The sequence below is a fragment of the Caulobacter sp. 602-1 genome, from assembly GCF_003931565.1.
Classification (GTDB): domain Bacteria; phylum Pseudomonadota; class Alphaproteobacteria; order Caulobacterales; family Caulobacteraceae; genus Caulobacter.
Genome location: NZ_RRYI01000011.1, coordinates 64988 through 80848, shown reverse-complemented (window position 1 = coordinate 80848; position 15861 = coordinate 64988). Strand labels below are relative to the sequence as shown.

At 67.9% G+C, this 15861-nt stretch carries 17 protein-coding genes and 1 pseudogene; 12 read left to right on the top strand and 6 right to left on the bottom strand.

Annotation, left to right across the window (positions count from 1 at the left end; genetic code table 11):
- Positions 1-6 precede the first annotated feature (6 nt).
- The 3 genes from murD (at position 7) to EIK80_RS23570 (ending at position 5161) form a co-directional block, all read left to right on the top strand.
- Positions 7-1422 (top strand): UDP-N-acetylmuramoyl-L-alanine--D-glutamate ligase, encoded by a 1416-nt coding sequence (gene murD, locus EIK80_RS23580; protein ID WP_125159454.1) that lies wholly within the window; start codon positions 7-9, stop codon positions 1420-1422.
- Positions 1423-1617: 195 nt separating this feature from the next.
- The gene (locus EIK80_RS23575) at positions 1618-3129 is read left to right on the top strand and encodes an ATPase domain-containing protein (protein ID WP_125159453.1); all 1512 of its coding nucleotides are present in this window, start codon (positions 1618-1620) and stop codon (positions 3127-3129) included.
- On the top strand, positions 3122-5161 hold the full coding sequence (locus EIK80_RS23570; RefSeq protein WP_125159452.1) for an ATP-binding protein: 2040 nt from the start codon (positions 3122-3124) through the stop codon (positions 5159-5161). The genes EIK80_RS23575 and EIK80_RS23570 overlap by 8 nt, the downstream gene beginning before the upstream one ends.
- Before the next feature lie 14 nt (positions 5162-5175).
- Here the strand turns inward: EIK80_RS23570 and EIK80_RS23565 are convergent, their stop codons facing one another.
- Complete coding sequence (locus tag EIK80_RS23565) at positions 5176-6192, bottom strand: sensor histidine kinase (protein WP_125159451.1); 1017 nt, start codon at positions 6190-6192, stop codon at positions 5176-5178.
- A gap of 192 nt (positions 6193-6384) precedes the next feature.
- Between EIK80_RS23565 and EIK80_RS23560 the strand changes: the two genes are divergently transcribed.
- Positions 6385-6816, top strand: coding sequence for a thioredoxin domain-containing protein (locus EIK80_RS23560; protein ID WP_125159450.1), 432 nt, complete (start codon positions 6385-6387; stop codon positions 6814-6816).
- Here EIK80_RS23560 and EIK80_RS26930 read toward each other — a convergent pair.
- The 3 genes from EIK80_RS26930 to EIK80_RS23550 all read right to left on the bottom strand — a co-directional run bounded on the left by EIK80_RS26930 (position 6813) and on the right by EIK80_RS23550 (position 7603).
- Positions 6813-6941: a hypothetical protein gene (locus EIK80_RS26930; RefSeq protein ID WP_255414611.1), complete on the bottom strand. Its 129-nt coding sequence runs from the start codon at positions 6939-6941 to the stop codon at positions 6813-6815. The genes EIK80_RS23560 and EIK80_RS26930 overlap by 4 nt on opposite strands.
- A gap of 4 nt (positions 6942-6945) precedes the next feature.
- Entirely contained in the window at positions 6946-7302 is a 357-nt protein-coding gene (locus tag EIK80_RS23555; protein WP_125159449.1) for a DUF6481 family protein, read from the bottom strand.
- A gap of 91 nt (positions 7303-7393) precedes the next feature.
- Entirely contained in the window at positions 7394-7603 is a 210-nt protein-coding gene (locus tag EIK80_RS23550) for a cold-shock protein (RefSeq protein ID WP_125159448.1), read from the bottom strand.
- 259 nt (positions 7604-7862) lie between these two features.
- Here EIK80_RS23550 and EIK80_RS23545 point away from each other — a divergent pair, with 259 nt between their 5' ends.
- From EIK80_RS23545 to EIK80_RS23530, 4 genes are all read left to right on the top strand, one after another.
- A complete protein-coding gene (locus EIK80_RS23545; protein ID WP_125159447.1) occupies positions 7863-8138 on the top strand; it encodes a hypothetical protein in 276 nt (91 codons plus the stop codon).
- A gap of 93 nt (positions 8139-8231) precedes the next feature.
- A complete protein-coding gene (gene ftsW, locus EIK80_RS23540; RefSeq protein WP_125159446.1) occupies positions 8232-9404 on the top strand; it encodes a putative lipid II flippase FtsW in 1173 nt (390 codons plus the stop codon).
- Position 9405: 1 nt separating this feature from the next.
- Entirely contained in the window at positions 9406-10494 is a 1089-nt protein-coding gene (gene murG, locus EIK80_RS23535) for an undecaprenyldiphospho-muramoylpentapeptide beta-N-acetylglucosaminyltransferase (protein ID WP_125159445.1), read from the top strand.
- Positions 10495-10581: 87 nt separating this feature from the next.
- Positions 10582-11025, top strand: a complete 444-nt coding sequence (locus EIK80_RS23530; RefSeq protein ID WP_125159444.1) for a pseudoazurin — start codon at positions 10582-10584, stop codon at positions 11023-11025.
- A 12-nt stretch (positions 11026-11037) separates the two neighbouring features.
- Here EIK80_RS23530 and EIK80_RS23525 read toward each other — a convergent pair whose 3' ends face one another.
- On the bottom strand, positions 11038-11547 hold the full coding sequence (locus EIK80_RS23525; protein WP_125159443.1) for a hypothetical protein: 510 nt from the start codon (positions 11545-11547) through the stop codon (positions 11038-11040).
- Here EIK80_RS23525 and murC point away from each other — a divergent pair.
- The 4 genes from murC to EIK80_RS23505 all read left to right on the top strand — a co-directional run bounded on the left by murC (position 11546) and on the right by EIK80_RS23505 (position 15701).
- Positions 11546-12964: a UDP-N-acetylmuramate--L-alanine ligase gene (murC, locus tag EIK80_RS23520; protein ID WP_125159442.1), complete on the top strand. Its 1419-nt coding sequence runs from the start codon at positions 11546-11548 to the stop codon at positions 12962-12964. The two genes, EIK80_RS23525 and murC, sit on opposite strands and share 2 nt — an antisense overlap.
- Entirely contained in the window at positions 12961-13236 is a 276-nt protein-coding gene (locus tag EIK80_RS23515) for a hypothetical protein (protein ID WP_125159441.1), read from the top strand. The genes murC and EIK80_RS23515 overlap by 4 nt, the downstream gene beginning before the upstream one ends.
- Positions 13237-13245: 9 nt before the next feature.
- The gene (gene murB / locus EIK80_RS23510; RefSeq protein WP_125159440.1) at positions 13246-14151 is read left to right on the top strand and encodes a UDP-N-acetylmuramate dehydrogenase; all 906 of its coding nucleotides are present in this window, start codon (positions 13246-13248) and stop codon (positions 14149-14151) included.
- Positions 14152-14243: 92 nt separating this feature from the next.
- The gene (locus tag EIK80_RS23505) at positions 14244-15701 is read left to right on the top strand and encodes a M20/M25/M40 family metallo-hydrolase (protein WP_125159439.1); all 1458 of its coding nucleotides are present in this window, start codon (positions 14244-14246) and stop codon (positions 15699-15701) included.
- Here the strand turns inward: EIK80_RS23505 and EIK80_RS27085 are convergent.
- Positions 15667-15852 (bottom strand): annotated as a pseudogene (locus EIK80_RS27085) (hypothetical protein). The gene EIK80_RS23505 and the pseudogene EIK80_RS27085 overlap by 35 nt on opposite strands.
- Positions 15853-15861: the final 9 nt, after the last annotated feature.

Here is a 15861-nt window from a genome sequence, read left to right as displayed (position 1 = left end):
CCGAGTATGATCCCCGTCCGCGGATTCGAGGACAAGACCGTCGCGGTGTTCGGCCTGGGCCGAACCGGACTGACGGCCGCGCGCGCCTTGATCGCGGGTGGGGCGAAGGTGGCCCTCTGGGACGAGAAGCCGGAGAGCCGCGAAGCCGCGGCCGCCGAAGGCTTCCCCGTCGTAGACCTGCAAGCCGCCGACTGGAGCCAGTTCGCCGCCCTGATGTTGTCGCCGGGGGTGCCGCTGACCCATCCCAAGCCGCATTGGACGGTCGACAAGGCCAAGGCCGCCGGCGTCGAGATCCTGGGCGACGTCGAGCTCTTCGCGCGCACGGTCAACGCCGCGCCGGTCCACAAGCGGCCCAAGATCATCGCCATCACCGGCACCAACGGCAAGTCGACCACGACCGCCCTGATCGGCCACCTCTGCGCCTCGGCCGGCCGCGACACGCGGGTCGGCGGCAATATCGGTTTGGGGGTCCTGGGTCTCGAGGACATGCACGGCGGCGCGGTCTATGTGCTGGAGCTGTCGTCGTATCAGCTGGATCTGACCTCCAGCCTGAAGGCCGACGCCACGGTGCTGCTGAACATCTCGCCCGATCACCTGGACCGCCACGGCGGCATGGACGGCTATATCGCCGCCAAGCGCCGGATCTTCCTCAACCAGGGCAAGGGCGACACGGCCATCATCGGCGTCGACGATCCCTGGTGCCAGCAGATCTGCACCGAGATCACCGCCGCCAACCGCCGGACCATCTGGCCGATCAGCGCCGGCAAGGCCATGGGCCGGGGTGTCTACGCCCTGCAGGGCGTGCTCTATGACGCCACGGGCGAGCGCGTCGTCGAGATGGCCGACCTGCTTCGCGCCCGCAGCCTGCCGGGCCGCCACAACTGGCAGAACGCCGCCGCCGCCTACGCCGCCGCCCGCGCCATCGGCATCCCGGCCCACGACGCGGTCGAGGGCCTGATGACCTTCCCGGGCCTGGCGCACCGGATGGAGACGGTCGGCAAGATCGGCAAGGTCCGCTTCGTCAACGACAGCAAGGCCACCAACGCCGACGCCGCCCGCCAGGCGATGTCCAGCTATCCGAAGTTCTACTGGATCGCCGGCGGCGTCGCGAAGGCCGGCGGCATCGACGACCTGAAGGACCTCTTCCCGCGCATCGCCAAGGCCTATCTGATCGGCGAGGCGGCCAACGTCTTCGCCATGACCCTGGCCGGCAAGGCCGATGTGAAGATGAGCGGCACGCTGGAGAAGGCGGTTCAGCAAGCCTATGCCGACGCCGCGGCGAGCGGGGAGGACGCCGTCGTCCTGCTCTCGCCGGCCTGCGCCTCGTTCGACCAGTTCAGCGACTTCGAGGCTCGGGGCGAAGCGTTCCGCGCCGCGGTCAATGGCCTGACGGCGAGCGGCGGCAAGTCGGCGGTGGCGTGAAGACCATCTGGCCCCAAGGCCGCGACTGACGCTCCACGATCTTCACGCGCCGCTCCCAATTCCATCGAGCTTGCTCGCCAACGACCTTCGCCGCCGTCCGCGTATCGGGCACGCGCGCTGAACTTAGCCGTGCCTTCGGCGTTTGAACCGTTAGTACGCCGCTAAAGGGGGCGACGCGTCGTCCACGGAGCGAGCATGTCTGAAGCCAAGGTCGAGACAGAAGGCGCCCGTGTCAGCACAGGGGTGTCCGGGCTCGACGATATCCTGGGCGGCGGTCTGACGCGCGATCGGATCTACCTGGTCGAGGGCACGCCCGGTTCCGGCAAGACCACCCTGGCGCTGCAGTTCCTGTTGAAGGGGCGCGCGCTGGGGGAGAGCGGCCTCTACATCACCCTTTCGGAAACCGAGCAGGAACTCAGGGCGGCCGCCGCTAGCCATGGCTGGTCGCTGGACGGAATAGACCTGTTCGAGCTGGTCAGCGAAGAGGGACTGGACCCCGACAGCGAGCAGTCAGTGCTGCATCCCTCCGACGTCGAGCTTGGCGAGACCACGCGCGGGGTGATGAAGCAGGTCGAGCAGACCAAGCCGCTCCGCGTGGTCTTCGACAGCCTGTCGGAGATGCGGCTGCTGGCCCAAAACCCGCTGCGCCATCGCCGGCAGATCCTGGCGCTGAAGCACTTCTTCGCCACCCGTCGGTGCACGGTCCTGCTGCTGGACGACCAGACCGCCGAGGATGGCGACCTGCAACTGCACAGTATCGCCCATGGAGTGATCAGCCTGCGGCGGATGACCCAGGAATACGGGGCGCAGCGTCGACAGCTCGAGGTCGTCAAGATGCGAGGCATCAAGTTCCGCGGCGGCTTTCACGACTTCTCGCTCGACACCGGCGGCATTCAGGTCTTCGAGCGCCTGGTCGCTGCCGACCATCCCGCCACCTTCGTCCAGGAGATGGTGTCCACGGGCTCGCCGGGCCTCGACGCGCTGATGGGCGGCGGGCTGACGCGCGGCGCCAACACCCTGATCAGCGGTCCATCGGGCGTGGGCAAGACCACCACCTCGGTGCGCTGCGCCCTGACCGCGCTCGAGCGGGGCGAGACGGTCGCCTACTACCTGTTCGACGAGGGGCTGCCGACCCTGCTGACGCGCTCGAAGGCGCTCGGCATGGATCTGAAGCCCTATATCGACAACAAGCAACTGCTCGTCCGCGCCATCGACCCGGCCGAACTCTCGCCCGGAGAGTTCGCGTTCCTCGTCCGTGACGCGGTGGAGCGGCTGGGCGCGCGGACCGTCGTCATCGACAGTCTGAACGCCTACCTGCAGGCCATGCCGGGGCAGAAGTTCCTGCTGCTGCAGATGCACGAACTGCTGACCTATCTGAATCAGCAGGGCGTGGTGACACTGTTGATCCTGGGCCAGCACGGCTTCATTGGCGAGGTCCGCAGCGACATCGATCTCAGCTACCTCAGCGACGGCATCCTGCTGTTTCGCTTCTTCGAAGCCGCCGGTTCGGTGCTGACGGCGGTTTCGGCGGTCAAGAGCCGCACGGCCGAGCACGAAAAGACCATCCGCGAAATCCGTCTGACGGCGCGTGGCATCGAGGTGGGCGAGGCGCTGACCGACTTCCAGGGCGTGATGTCAGGCCTGCCTTCGTACCAGGGCAAGATCCATCTGCTCGGCGAGGAGAAAAGTCGGCCGGCGGATGCCTAAGCCGATCCTCATCCTGGCGCCGCGAGGGCGGGACGCGGCGGTTATCGCCGAAACCCTGGGTCATGTCGGTCACGCCTCGCAGATCTGCGGCGACCTCGGCGAACTGACCCGGGCGCTGGGCGACGAGGCCGGCGCGGCGATCCTGACCGAGGAGGCGCTGGCCCAAGGGGCCTCCGACGCCCTCACGGACTGGCTGGCCCATCAGCCCACCTGGTCGGATTTTCCGTTCATCGTGCTGGTCACCAAGCAACCCGGCAAACGGACACAGGTGGACGCCGAGCGCCTCAAGGGCATCGGCAACATCGTGATGCTGGAACGGCCCATCAACGCCGAGACGCTGATCAGCGCGGCCCATTCGGCGATCCGCGCCCGCCATCGCCAGTATCTCGCCCGCGATCATCTGCACGCCCAGACCAAGGCCGAGGAGCAGCTTCGCTTCGCGCTGGAGGCCGGCAAGCTGGGCGCCTGGGACCTGGATCTCGACAGCGGCGCTCTGACCACGTCGGCCGCGACGCGCGCGCACTTCGGTCATGCGGCCGACCAGCCCCTGACGCTGGCCGGCATCGAGGCGGCCGTCCATCCGAAGGACATGGCCCGCCGCGCCGCCGCGCTGAACGCCTCGATCGCGCGCGCCGAGGACTACGACGTCGAGTACCGGATCTCCTGGCCGGACGGCTCATCGCACTGGGTGCAGGTGCGGGGGCGGCTCAATCGGATCCGGCCTGGCGAACCGCGACGGATGTCGGGCATCAGCCTCGACATCACCGCCCGCAAGACCGCCGAGGCGGAACTGCGCCTGCTCAATGAGACGCTTGAACAGCGCATCGCCGAAAGCGTCGGCGAGTTGCAGCGCGCCAACGAACGCCTGCTGGCCGAGATCAGCGAGCGCGAGCAGGCTCAGGCCGCCCTGGTCCAGGCCCAGAAGATGGACGCCATCGGCCAGCTTACCGGGGGCATCGCCCACGACTTCAACAACCTGCTGACCGCCATTGTCGGCAATATCGACATGATCGAGCGGCGCAGCGACGACGAGCGCGTCAAACGTATGGCCGCCAACGCCCGCGAGGGCGTAGAGCGGGCCACCAAGCTCACCGCGCAGCTCCTGGCCTTCTCGCGCAGCCAGCAACTGGATCTGCAGCCTGTGGAGGTCGACGCGCTGATCACCGGCATGGACGATCTGCTGACCCGGACCCTGGGCCATACCGTCGAGGTCCGGATGGCGCTGGCCGCCGGGGGCGCGCGGGCGAAGGCCGACGCCAACCAGCTGGAACTGGCGGTGCTGAACCTGGCCATCAACGCCCGCGACGCCATGGGCGACGGCGGCGCGGTGACCATCTCAAGCCGGACTTCCGACGAGTGGCACGAAGGCTTGCAGCCGGGCGACCACGTCGTGATCGCGGTCAGCGATACCGGTCACGGGATTCCCAAGGACTTGCTGCAAAAGGTGTTCGATCCCTTTTTCACGACCAAGAGCGTGGGCAAGGGGACGGGCCTCGGTCTCAGCCAGGTCTATGGCATCGCCACCCAGTCGGGCGGTACGGTGCGGATCCACAGCACCGTCGGCGTCGGGACGACGATCGAGATCTGGCTGCCGATCACCGAGGCCGGTGATCGCATCCGGCCCAGCGACATTCCGCCGAACGAGACACCGCTCAGCGAAGGCGAACGCGTCCTGGTGATCGACGACGATCCGAGCGTCCGTCGGTTTCTGGTCCAATGCCTGCGCTCGCTGGGCTACCGCGTCACCGAGGCGTCGGGAGGGCAGGAAGGGCTGTCGCGCCTGGCCGAGGACCGTCCCGATCTGATGGTCGTCGACTTCGCCATGCCGGGCATGGATGGCGCCCAGGTCGCCAGGCGAGCGCGGCAGGTCATCCCGACCCTGGGCATGTTGCTGATCACCGGCTACGCCGACGCCAGCGCGATCCGGGAACTGGTCAATTCCGAAGCCGTCCTGCGTAAGCCGTTCAAGGTCAGCGACCTGGCCGTCGCCGTGCGCAAAGCGTTGGGCGAGCGCGCCCCTGTCGTGGAATAGTGATGCGCCGCCGCTCATCCCAGCGGCATGAAGGCGTCCACCTTGTCCAGGGCCAACAGCGGCGAGCGGATCGAGCACCGTAGGCCGTCGGCGCGGTAGTCCAGCGCCACCGCGCCGCCTAATTCGTTGGGCAAGGCCGTTTCGACGATACGCGAGCCGAAGCCCCGCCGCTCGGGCGGGCGCACGGCGGGGCCGCCGCGCTCGGCCCATTCGATGACCAACTGGTCGTCCGGATCGATCGACCAGCGAACGTCCACATGGCCGTCGGGGGAGGAGAGGGCGCCGTACTTCAGGGCGTTGATCGCCAGTTCGTGGAAGGCCAGGGCCATGACGACGGCGGGCTTGGGCGAAACCTTCAGATCCTGGCCGGTGATGGTCAGCTGGCCGGGCTTGGTGCTGTAGGGGGCCACCGAGCCGTCGACGATCTGGCGCAGGCTGGCCGCCGACCAGTTCTGATCGGTCAGCACGTTGTGGGTGGCGGCGATGGCCATCAGCCTGCCCTCCAGGGCGTCGCGCACCGAAGGCTCGACCCCGGCGTTGCGCAGAGACTGCTTGGCGATCGATTGAATCGTGGCGAGGGTGTTTTTCACCCGATGGTTCAGCTCGTTGACCAGCAACTGGCGGTGCGCCTCGGCGGTCCGCTCGCTGGTGACGTCGCGCGAGGTGGCCAGCACCCGGATCACCCGGCCGTGCTCCATGATCGGCGAGACAGTGGTGTCCCACCAGCGCGGCGCGCCCCGCGCCGTGGGACAGAAGGCGCGGAAGGCCACGGCGTGACCGCCCAGGGCGGCGCGCAGAGACTGTTCGACGGTTTCACGGCTTTCCGGCGGCCACAGGTCGGGCCAATAGCGCTGGCGGTTGCGGCCGTCGAAATCGTCGATCTCGAACAGCGATTGGCCCTGGGCGTTCATGTACTCGACATGGCCGTTGGCGCTGATCACGCGGATACAGTCCTGGCTGGCCTCGACCACGCTGAGGAAATAGGCTCCAACCCCCTCCAGAACGGCCTTGTCGGATCCTTCGTCGGCCACGCGTCGCCCCTACCGCACGGCCCATGATCACCGCCTGGTGGGCGAATTCAAGCAAAGCCTGCGCGACCCACCGGACCTTCGCGCGTCTTGCGCATAGCGGAGCGCCCAACCATCTGGATTGACTTGAGTGCGCCCGGGTGGAACGGCCCGCTTTTCGTGGCTGTTCCGAGGTCTGGGCTTGAAGGAGTTTCGATGTCTCAGGTTGTCTGCGTCGCCTGCGGAGCCGGCAATCGCCTTCCGGAGGATCGCGATCCGCTCTCGGCCAAGTGCGGCCGCTGCAAGTCGTTGTTGTTCACCGGCGGCCCGACGGCCGTGACCGGCGCGGAACTGGATCGTCATCGGCGCATGACGAAAGGGACGGCCCTGCTGCTGGACGTCTGGGCGCCTTGGTGCGGACCGTGCCGGAGCATGGCGCCGGCCTTCGCGGCAGCCGCGCGCCAACTGGAGCCGGCCGTAAGGCTGCTGAAGCTCGATTCCGAAGCCGAACCCGCCGCCGCGGGCGCGCTGAGCGTCAGCAGCATCCCGACCCTGGTGCTTTACAGGGACGGTCAGGTCGTCGCCCGCCAGGCCGGAGCCATGACCGCGCCGCAGATCGTCGACTGGACGCGGCGCGCGTTGGCCTAGGCTTCGCCCGACGGTGACTGGTCGTCGGAAGCAGGGCGCTTGGCGGCGGCCTTTTCGGCGGCCTTGGCCGCTTTCTGACGCTCGCGTTCCTTGCGCTCGAAGTCGTAGTTGGGTTTGCGGGCCACCGGTCTAGTTCCGGGCCTTGCGGGCCGCGTAGCGCTGGTCGCGCTTGGCCTTGGCGTCCGCGGCGGATAGCGCCTTGCGTTCCTTGCGCTCGCCACGCTTGGCGGTCAGCGCCTCGGCCTCCAGAGCGGCCTGCGCCTCGATCCGTGCGGTTTCGGCGTCGGCGGCGGCTTGCTTGATGGCGGCCTTGGCGTCGGCGCGCAGCTTGCGAACCTGAGCCAGTTCTTCGGCGCGGAGCGTCGCGCGCTCGGCGAACAGCGGGTCGACGCTAGCGGCGCGCGGCTTGAACTTGGCCAGCAGCGCGGCCTTGGCGTCGGCGGCCGTCTTGAGGCGGTCCGAGTGGCGGATGTCTAATGGATTCATGGTCGCTTTCGTATCCGGACGCGAAATCGCGAGCCGGCGGGGAGATGAACGGACGACAGGCCCGGATGATGCATCCGGGCCTGTCTGATCCTTAGGCGGCGGTCAGTTGACCGGCGGACATCTTGCCGCTGCGCTGGTCGCGCTCGAGTTCGAAGTTGACCTTCTGGCCTTCGTCGAGCGAGCCGAGACCCGAGCGTTCGACGGCCGAGATGTGCACGAACACGTCAGCGCCGCCGTCGTTGGGTTGAATGAAGCCAAAGCCCTTGGTGGAGTTGAACCACTTCACGGTGCCGGTAGTCATGGATGTATTCCTTGCATGACAGGGAGACGCGCGACTCGAGACGAGCCATGCGATCAAATTTTCGGAGAGGATTTGGAGAGGCTCGGGGCTCGATCCGAAGAGCAAGCATGGAGAGCGGCCGAACCAGTTCGATATTCGATGAAATACACCATGCGCCGATGCGAGAAATTCCGCAAGCGGTTTCTGAATATTATTCTACATCAGCCGATTTCGTTCTGTAATAATGAGGCATGTTTTTCAGTCTCATGCTTCGTATTCGATGCCGGTAACCAAGCTCCAGAAGGTTCCTCGCACCGGAAACGGCGCGCTGACGGTCTCCCGCCAGGACAGCGCCGTGGTCTTCTCCCTGCTGGTCGCCAGCGCCCCCGGAGGGCGTAAGAGCGGCAAGGGCAGCCTCACGGGCGACCCCGACAGCCTGCGGCGGGCGTTCCGAGCGGGCGAGTGCCGCCTCACCCTCGATGACGGCGAGTCGCTGAACATCGCCGTGGTCGCCCATACCGAGGGCGGGCAGGTGGCCTATTTCGAACTGCGCTGATCGAGAGGGCTTGCGCGCGCTTTTCGACGCATGTCCACCGGCGTAGAACCGCGCGGCAAGATTTGATTAACCCTGCGGTCCGACTCTCCGGCCATGGCTTCCAACGCGACACATGCCTTCGCCCGCACCGACCGCACCGCGCTCGGCATCTGGTGGTGGACGACCGACCGCTGGCTGCTCGGCGCGACGGCCCTGCTGGCCACGCTGGGCATGCTGCTGTCGTTCGCGTCCAGCCCGGCCGCCGCCCAGCGGATCGGCATAGACGACCAGTTCCATTTCGCCATCCGCATGTGCTTTTTCGCCAGCGCCTCGTCGGTATTGATGCTGGCCGTGTCGATGCTATCGCCCAAGGGCATCCGGCGGACGGCCTTCTTCATCTATATCGGCGCGATCGCGATCATGATCGCCCTGCCGTTCATCGGCCACAACGCCAAGGGCGCCACGCGCTGGCTGCAGTTCGGCGGCTTCACGCTCCAACCCTCCGAGTTCATGAAGCCGGCCCTGATCGTGCTGGTCTCGTGGATGTTCGCCGAGGGCCAGAAGGGCGAGGGTGTGCCGGGCGTCTCGATCGCCTTCCTGCTGTATTTCATCGCCGTGGCCCTTTTGCTGGTGCAGCCCGACGTCGGCCAGACGGTGCTGATCACCATCGCCTTCGGGGCCGCCTTCTGGATGGCCGGGGTGCCGATCTCGTGGATCATGGGCCTAGGCGCGGTCGCCTTGGCGGGCCTGTGCTCGACCTACTTCCTGTTCGACCACGTGCACGCCCGGGTGCAGAAGTTCCTCAGCCCAGACCAAGCCGACACCCATCAGATCACCCGCGCCGCCGAGGCGATCCGCGCCGGCGGCTTCTTCGGACGCGGCCCGGGCGAGGGCGTGATGAAGCGCCACGTGCCCGACCTGCACACCGACTTCATCTATTCGGTGGCCGCCGAGGAGTACGGGCTGATCTTCTCCTGGGCGTTGATCGCGATCTTCGCCTTCCTGGTGGTGCGCGGTCTCTACAAGGCGATGAAGCTGAACGACCCGTTCGAGCAGGTCGCGGCCGCCGGTTTGTTCGTGCTGGTGGGGCAACAGGCCATCATCAATATCGCCGTGAACTTGAACATGATCCCGACCAAGGGCATGACGCTTCCGTTCATCAGTTACGGGGGCTCCTCGATGCTCGCGATGGGTTTGACGCTGGGCATGGCCCTGGCCTTGGTGCGCAAGCGCCCCGGCGCCTATGGCGCTTCCGGCGAGTTCAGTCTCGACGGCGCTTTCGCCTGAGATGAGCAAGCTGGCTGTCGTCGCCGCCGGGGGAACCGGCGGCCACATGTTCCCCGCCCAGGCCCTCGCCGAGGCCCTGACCGCGCGCGGCTGGCGTGTCGTGCTCGCCACGGACGATCGCGGCGCGCTCTACGCCGACAAGTTCCCGGCCGAAGAGCGGCTCGCCCTGTCGGCCGCCACGGCCAAGTCCAACGACCCGCTGGGCATGATCAGGGCCGGCTTCACGGTCCTGCAGGGCGTGCTGGAGGCCCGCGCGGCCTTTAAGCGCCTGGACCCCGCCGTGGTCGTCGGCTTTGGCGGCTATCCCGCCCTGCCGGCGCTGCTGGGCGCGCTCAGCCAGAAGCGCCCCACCGTGATCCATGAGCAGAACGCGGTTCTGGGCCGCGTGAACCGCTTCCTGGCGCCGCGCGTCGACGAGGTCGCCTGCGCCTTCCCGACGCTGCAGATGGCCAAGCCCGCCGTGAAGGCTCGCGCCCACGTCGTCGGCAATCCCGTGCGCCCGCCGGTGCGCGCGCTCTATGACGTGCCGTATATCGCGCCGGAAGTGCAGTTGCGGATCCTGGTGACCGGCGGCAGCCAGGGCGCGCGCCTGCTGTCCGAACTGATCCCCGAGGCGGTGGCCAAGCTGCCCGAGGACATGCGCTCGCGCCTCAAGGTCTTCCAGCAGGCCCGCGCCGAGAGCATGGATAACGCCCGCAAGATCTATCGCAACGCCATGGTGGACTGCGAGGTCGCGCCGTTCTTCCGCGACATGGCCGGCTATCTGCGCCAGGCGCACCTGGTGATCGGCCGCTCGGGGGCCTCGACCTGCACCGAGTTGGCGGTCGCTGGACGACCGTCGATCCTGATCCCGCTGAAGATCGCCGCCGACGACCATCAGCGCTTCAACGCCAAGCTCCTGGAAGAGGCGGGCGGCGCGGCCGTGTGCCTCGAGGATGAGCTGACCGTCGACGCCATGGCCGGGGCCCTCAACGCCCTGCTCAAGAACCCCGAGCGCCTGGCGCGGATGGCCGAGGGCGCGCGCTCGGTGGCCAAGCCGAACGCGGCGGAAGAGCTGGCGGATCTTGTGGAGCGCACGGCGCGGCGCTGACTTGAGCTTGCGCAAAGCTGTCCCGCGCGGACCGGCCTAAGGCGAACGCGCAGCGGCTGTGACCGCTCGCGCAGAGAAGGTTCGCCCATGTTCAGGACGTTGATTTTCGCCGGCGCCGTCGCGGTCGTCGCGCATGCTGGCTTCGCCTCGGCCGCCGAGCTCACGGTCAAGATGCGCAACCAGGGCGCCGAGGGGCCGATGGTGTTCGAACCCTCGACCGCCAGGCTGAAGGTGGGCGACACCATCCGCTTCATTCCCACCGATCCGGGCCACAACGCCGAGTCGATCCCGGAGCTGCTGCCGGTCGGCGTCGCGCCGGTGAAGGGCGTGATGGGCAAGGAAGTGGTGCTGAAGCTCACCAAGCCGGGCGTTTACGGCGTCAAATGCCTGCCGCACTGGAGCATGGGCATGGTGTTTATCGCCAAGGTGGGCGACGCCAAGCTCGATCCGGCGACATCGAACAAGGTTTTGGCCTCCGCGCCGCCGCTGACCAAGCGCCGTCTCACCGCGGCGTTCAACGCGATCCGGTAGAGGCCGCCGGCCCTATGGCTCGGCCCCCGTCTCGATCAAGGGGCGGCCTATCGCGACGGCCGCCTCGACGCTGCTCGCTACCGGAACCTTGGCGAAGGGTTTCCAGCCGTCGCAGACAACCTTGGCCACCGCCTCGTCCGTGCTACCCGCGGGCAAGGGGGAGGCCGAGCGTAGATCGCCGGTCACCGGACCCTCGCGGCCCCCCGCCCGGATGCTGCCGAACCCGGCGTGGGCGATGGTCCGCGCCGTGCAGTCGATGACCTCGTGACGCCAGCCGCCCCAGAACTCTTCCGCGCCGGCCTTGAAGCCGCCCTCGGTGACCTGCAGCACGCGCAGCTTCGCCGTGCGGCCGCTCCACTGGACGCCGCCCATGTCGACGAAGCTCGCGAACCGACCGACATCGGCCAGGCGCAGTTCAAGCAGAGCGGGCGAGGGCGGCCGAGCGAGCGCGGGCGCTGTCCACACCAAGAGGATCAGGAGGGCGTTTCGCGGCGCGCGGAATTGGTCTAATCGGCTTTTCATGATCCAGCGTCGACGCCCCGTCCCCTTCGAACTCGGCCCCGTGCACTTCATCGGCATCGGCGGCATTGGCATGTCCGGCATCGCCGAGATCATGCTGCGTATCGGCTACACCGTTCAGGGCAGCGACGCCAAGGCCAGCGCCAATACCGAGCGGCTCGAGAAGCTGGGCGCGCGCATCTTCATCGGCCATGAGGCCAGCCACGTCGAGGGCGCCTCGGCCATCGTCTATTCCACGGCCGTGAAGGCCGACAACCCCGAGATGGTCGCCGGTCGCGACAAGCGCCTGCCGCTGGTTCGCCGCGCCGAGATGCTGGCCGAGCTGATGCGCCTGCAGTTCTCGGTCGCCGTCGGCGGCACGCACGGCAAGACCACGACGACCTCCATGGTCGCGGCCCTGCTGGACGCCGGCGGTCTGGACCCGACCGTGGTCAACGGCGGCATCATCAACGCCTACGGCACCAACGCCAAGGTCGGCGAGGGCGACTGGATCGTCGTCGAGGCCGACGAGAGCGACGGCTCGTTCCTGCGCCTGAAGTCCACCGTGGCCATCGTCACCAATATCGACGCCGAGCACCTGGATCACTGGGGCGACTTCGAGGCGGTGAAGAAGGGCTTCCAGGACTTCATTCAGAACATCCCGTTCTACGGCTTCGCCGCCGTCTGCACCGACCATCCGGAAGTCCAGGCCCTGACCTCGCGGATCGAGAACCGCCGCCTGGTCACCTATGGGACCAATCCCCAGGCCGAGGTGCGGGTCTCCAACATCGAGATGGGCCCCGAGGGCGCGACCTTCGACATCGTGGTGTCGCCGCGCGACGGCGAGGTCGTCCGCTATGACGGCCTGAAAATGCCGATGGCCGGCCACCACAACGTGCTGAACGCCGCCGCCGCCGTGGCCGTGGCCCGCGAGCTTTCGGTCGACGCCGAGGCCATTCGCAAGGGCCTGGCCGCCTTCGGCGGGGTCAAGCGCCGCTTCACGACCACGGGCGTCGCCAACGGCATCCGCGTGGTCGACGATTACGGCCACCACCCGGTCGAGATCGCCGCCGTGCTCAAGGCCGCCCGGGCGGTCTCGACGGGCAAGGTCATCGCCGTGGTCCAGCCGCACCGCTACACCCGTCTGCGCGATCTGATGACCGAGTTCAGCAGCTGCTTCAACGACGCCGACACGGTGATCGTCGCCGATGTCTATTCGGCCGGCGAGCAGCCTATCGAGGGCGTCGACCGCGACCACCTGGTCGAGGGGCTCAAGAAGTTCGGCCACCGCCGCGCCCTGCCGCTGGAGAGCCCGGCGGCCCTGCCGGCCCTGATCGCGGCCGAGGCCACCAGCGGCGATCTCGTCGTCCTGCTGGGCGCGGGCGACATCACCAGCTGGTCCTACGCCTTGCCGGGTCAGCTGGAAGCCCTCGCCAAATGAAACTGAACCGCTGGCTCGCGACCAAGGCCGCGATCGTCGTCGCGGTGATCGCGTACCTGGCGGGAAGCTGGTGGTTCACCAGGCTGCTGACGACCCAGCGCCCCAAGGCGCCCGACGGACCGTTCGTCGTGGCGCTGAAGCAGCCCGGCGGCGTCACCTATGTCACGCCGTTCGAGCACGGGGCGCATATCGCCCTGATCGTCGCCGGCATCCTGCTGGTTCTCGCCTGGTGGACGGTCGAGCACTTTGAGAAACGGTCCAGGACGCGCTAGAGCCCCCGCATGAGCTGGAAAACCAATCTCCCGACCGTCCGCGGCACGCTGTTGATCGACGAGCCTCTGGCGCCATTTACCTGGTTCCGGGTCGGCGGTCCGGCCGACGTGGTGTTCCTGCCGGCCGACGAGCAGGACCTGTCCGATTTCCTGAAGGCGCTGGACCCGGTCGTACCGGTCCTGGCCATAGGCGTCGGCTCGAACCTGCTGGTCCGCGACGGCGGCGTCGAGGGCGTGATCATCCGGCTGGGCAAGGGTTTCAACGGCGTCGAGCCGCTGGGCGGCAACCGCATCAAGGCCGGCTCGGCCGTGCCGGACGCCATCCTGGCCCGCAAGGCGGCCGAGGCCGGCATCGCGGGGCTGGAGTTCTATGCCGGCATCCCGGGCACGATCGGTGGCGCGGTGGTCATGAACGCCGGCTGTTACGGTTCCGAGACCGTCAATGTCGTCAAGTCCGTCCGGGCCATGGACCGCGCCGGCGTCGTGCGCGAACTGACGGTGGAAGACCTTCACTACACCTACCGCCACAGCGCCCTGCAGGACGGCGAGACCGTGATCGTGCTGGACGCCGTGTTCGAAGGGACCGCCGACGAACCGGAGGCGATCAAGACGCGCATGGCCGAGATCACCAGCCGCCGCGAGACCACCCAGCCGATCCGCGAAAAGACCGGCGGCTCGACCTTCAAGAACCCGCCGGGCCACTCGTCCTGGAAGCTGGTCGACGAGGCCGGCTGGCGCGGGAAACTCTTCGGCGGCGCGATGTTCTCGCCGCTGCACAGCAACTTCCTGATCAACACCGGCGAGGCGACCGCCGCCGACCTGGAAGGCCTGGGCGAGGCCGTCCGCGCGGACGTCAAGGCAAAGACCGACGTGCAGCTGGACTGGGAGATCAAGCGCATCGGGCGCCCGGCCTAGCGGCGCCCGTCGGCGGTGTGACAGTTCAGCGTAATGCTGACTCCCCCTCGCGTGGAGCGGTGCTATGACTCCCGCGCCATTGGGGAGAATCCTTGCTCATGTACCGTCGCTTACTGGCCGCCACCGCAGCGCTCGCCCTGCTCTCGGGCGCCGCCCATGCTGAATCTTCCAAGTCGGCCAAGGCCGCGGCTGTCGCGCCGAAGCCCGCCGACCCCGTCGCCACGGCTGAAGCCCTGCGCGACAAGGCGTTGCTGGACCGCACCGCCTGGGACATCACCGAGGACCTGACCACCACCATCGGCCCGCGCCTTGTCGGCTCGCCGGCCATGGAGCGCGCCAAGGACTGGGGCGTGGCCAAACTCAAGGCGCTGGGCTTCACCGACGTGAAGGTCGAGCCATTCGCCAAGTCGTCATGGACGCGCGGCGAAGAGAGCGCCGAGCTGGTCGGCCCGTATCCGATGAAGCTGTCGATCGTCGGCCTGGGCCGCACGGTCCCGACCCCGCCCGAGGGCATCGAGGCCGACGTCGCCCTGTTCCGCACCTATGCCGAGATGATCGCTGCCCCCGAAGGCGCGCTGAAGGGCAAGATCGCCGTCATCACCCAGCCGATGGTCAAGGCCCAGGATGGCTCGGGCTATGGCGTGGCCGGCATCTCGCGCCGCTCGGGTCCGGTGGAAGCCGCCAAGCGCGGCGCCGTGGCCCTGTTGATCCGCTCGATCTCGACCTCGGACTCGACCGTGCCGCACACCGGCGTGACGGCTTTCGGAGACGGGGTCGCCTCGATCCCTTCGGCCGCCATGGGCGTGCCGGAAGCCGAGCAGCTGGAGCGCCTGGCCAAAGAGGGCAAGCCGCTGCGCATCAAGCTGAAGCTGGCCTCGACCACCGACGCCAATGACGTGGCCTGGAATATCTCGGGCGAGATCAAGGGGGCGGAAAAGCCGGACGAGGTGATCGTCATTGGCGGTCACCTGGACAGCTGGGACGTCGGCACGGGCGCCCTGGACGACGCCACGGGCATCGCCATCACCACGGCCGCGGCCAAGCTGATCGGCGACCTGCCCAAGCATCCCAAGCGCACCATCCGTGTCGTGATGTGGGGCTCGGAGGAGAGCGGCGGCTCGTCGGAAGCCTATATCGCCGCTCACAAGGACGAGGTCGCCAAGATTGTCCTGGCCGGTGAAAGCGACAGCGGCGCCGACCGCATCTATGCGCTGAAGCTGCCGGCCGGCGCGGCGACCCATCCGTTCGCCACCACGGCCGCTAACGTCTTGGCGCCGTTGAAGATCTATGTGAACCGCGCGCCCGCCAGCCACGGCGGCGCCGACATCGAGGGTCTGGAACAGGCCGGCGTGCCGTCGATCGAGCTCGAGCAGGATGCTTCGCGCTACTTCGACTATCACCACACCGCCGACGACACCCTGAACAAGGTGCGTCCGGACGAACTGGCGCAGAACGTCGCCGCCTGGGCCAGCCTCATCTATCTGGTGGCCGAGACGGGCGTGGACTTCCGCGCGATCAAGGCGGCGGCGCCGGCGACGGCGGCGCATTAACGACGACAAACACTGTGTCATCCCGGGCGGCCGTAAGCCGAGCCGGGACCCAGGGGCCGGCGCTTCGCGGTTGCCCTGGGTCACGGCTCTCCGCTTCGCTGCGGCCGGGATGACACGCTTTGTTTGATGATTGGACAGTTGGCAGCGTCATCGGCGCTGA

Bases quoted from the DNA above. Each gene is read 5' to 3' on its own strand.
- ftsW (WP_125159446.1), top strand. From the start codon at position 8,232: ATGGCTTCCAACGCGACACATGCCTTCGCCCGCACCGACCGCACCGCG.
- EIK80_RS23550 (WP_125159448.1), bottom strand. From the start codon at position 7,603: ATGACTACCGGCACCGTGAAGTGGTTCAACTCCACCAAGGGCTTTGGC.
- EIK80_RS23515 (WP_125159441.1), top strand. From the start codon at position 12,961: ATGAAACTGAACCGCTGGCTCGCGACCAAGGCCGCGATCGTCGTCGCG.
- murB (WP_125159440.1), top strand. From the start codon at position 13,246: ATGAGCTGGAAAACCAATCTCCCGACCGTCCGCGGCACGCTGTTGATC.
- EIK80_RS23570 (WP_125159452.1), top strand. From the start codon at position 3,122: ATGCCTAAGCCGATCCTCATCCTGGCGCCGCGAGGGCGGGACGCGGCG.
- murG (WP_125159445.1), top strand. From the start codon at position 9,406: ATGAGCAAGCTGGCTGTCGTCGCCGCCGGGGGAACCGGCGGCCACATG.
- EIK80_RS23560 (WP_125159450.1), top strand. From the start codon at position 6,385: ATGTCTCAGGTTGTCTGCGTCGCCTGCGGAGCCGGCAATCGCCTTCCG.
- EIK80_RS23530 (WP_125159444.1), top strand. From the start codon at position 10,582: ATGTTCAGGACGTTGATTTTCGCCGGCGCCGTCGCGGTCGTCGCGCAT.
- murD (WP_125159454.1), top strand. From the start codon at position 7: ATGATCCCCGTCCGCGGATTCGAGGACAAGACCGTCGCGGTGTTCGGC.
- murC (WP_125159442.1), top strand. From the start codon at position 11,546: ATGATCCAGCGTCGACGCCCCGTCCCCTTCGAACTCGGCCCCGTGCAC.
- EIK80_RS23545 (WP_125159447.1), top strand. From the start codon at position 7,863: ATGCCGGTAACCAAGCTCCAGAAGGTTCCTCGCACCGGAAACGGCGCG.
- EIK80_RS23525 (WP_125159443.1), bottom strand. From the start codon at position 11,547: ATGAAAAGCCGATTAGACCAATTCCGCGCGCCGCGAAACGCCCTCCTG.
- EIK80_RS23555 (WP_125159449.1), bottom strand. From the start codon at position 7,302: ATGAATCCATTAGACATCCGCCACTCGGACCGCCTCAAGACGGCCGCC.
- EIK80_RS23575 (WP_125159453.1), top strand. From the start codon at position 1,618: ATGTCTGAAGCCAAGGTCGAGACAGAAGGCGCCCGTGTCAGCACAGGG.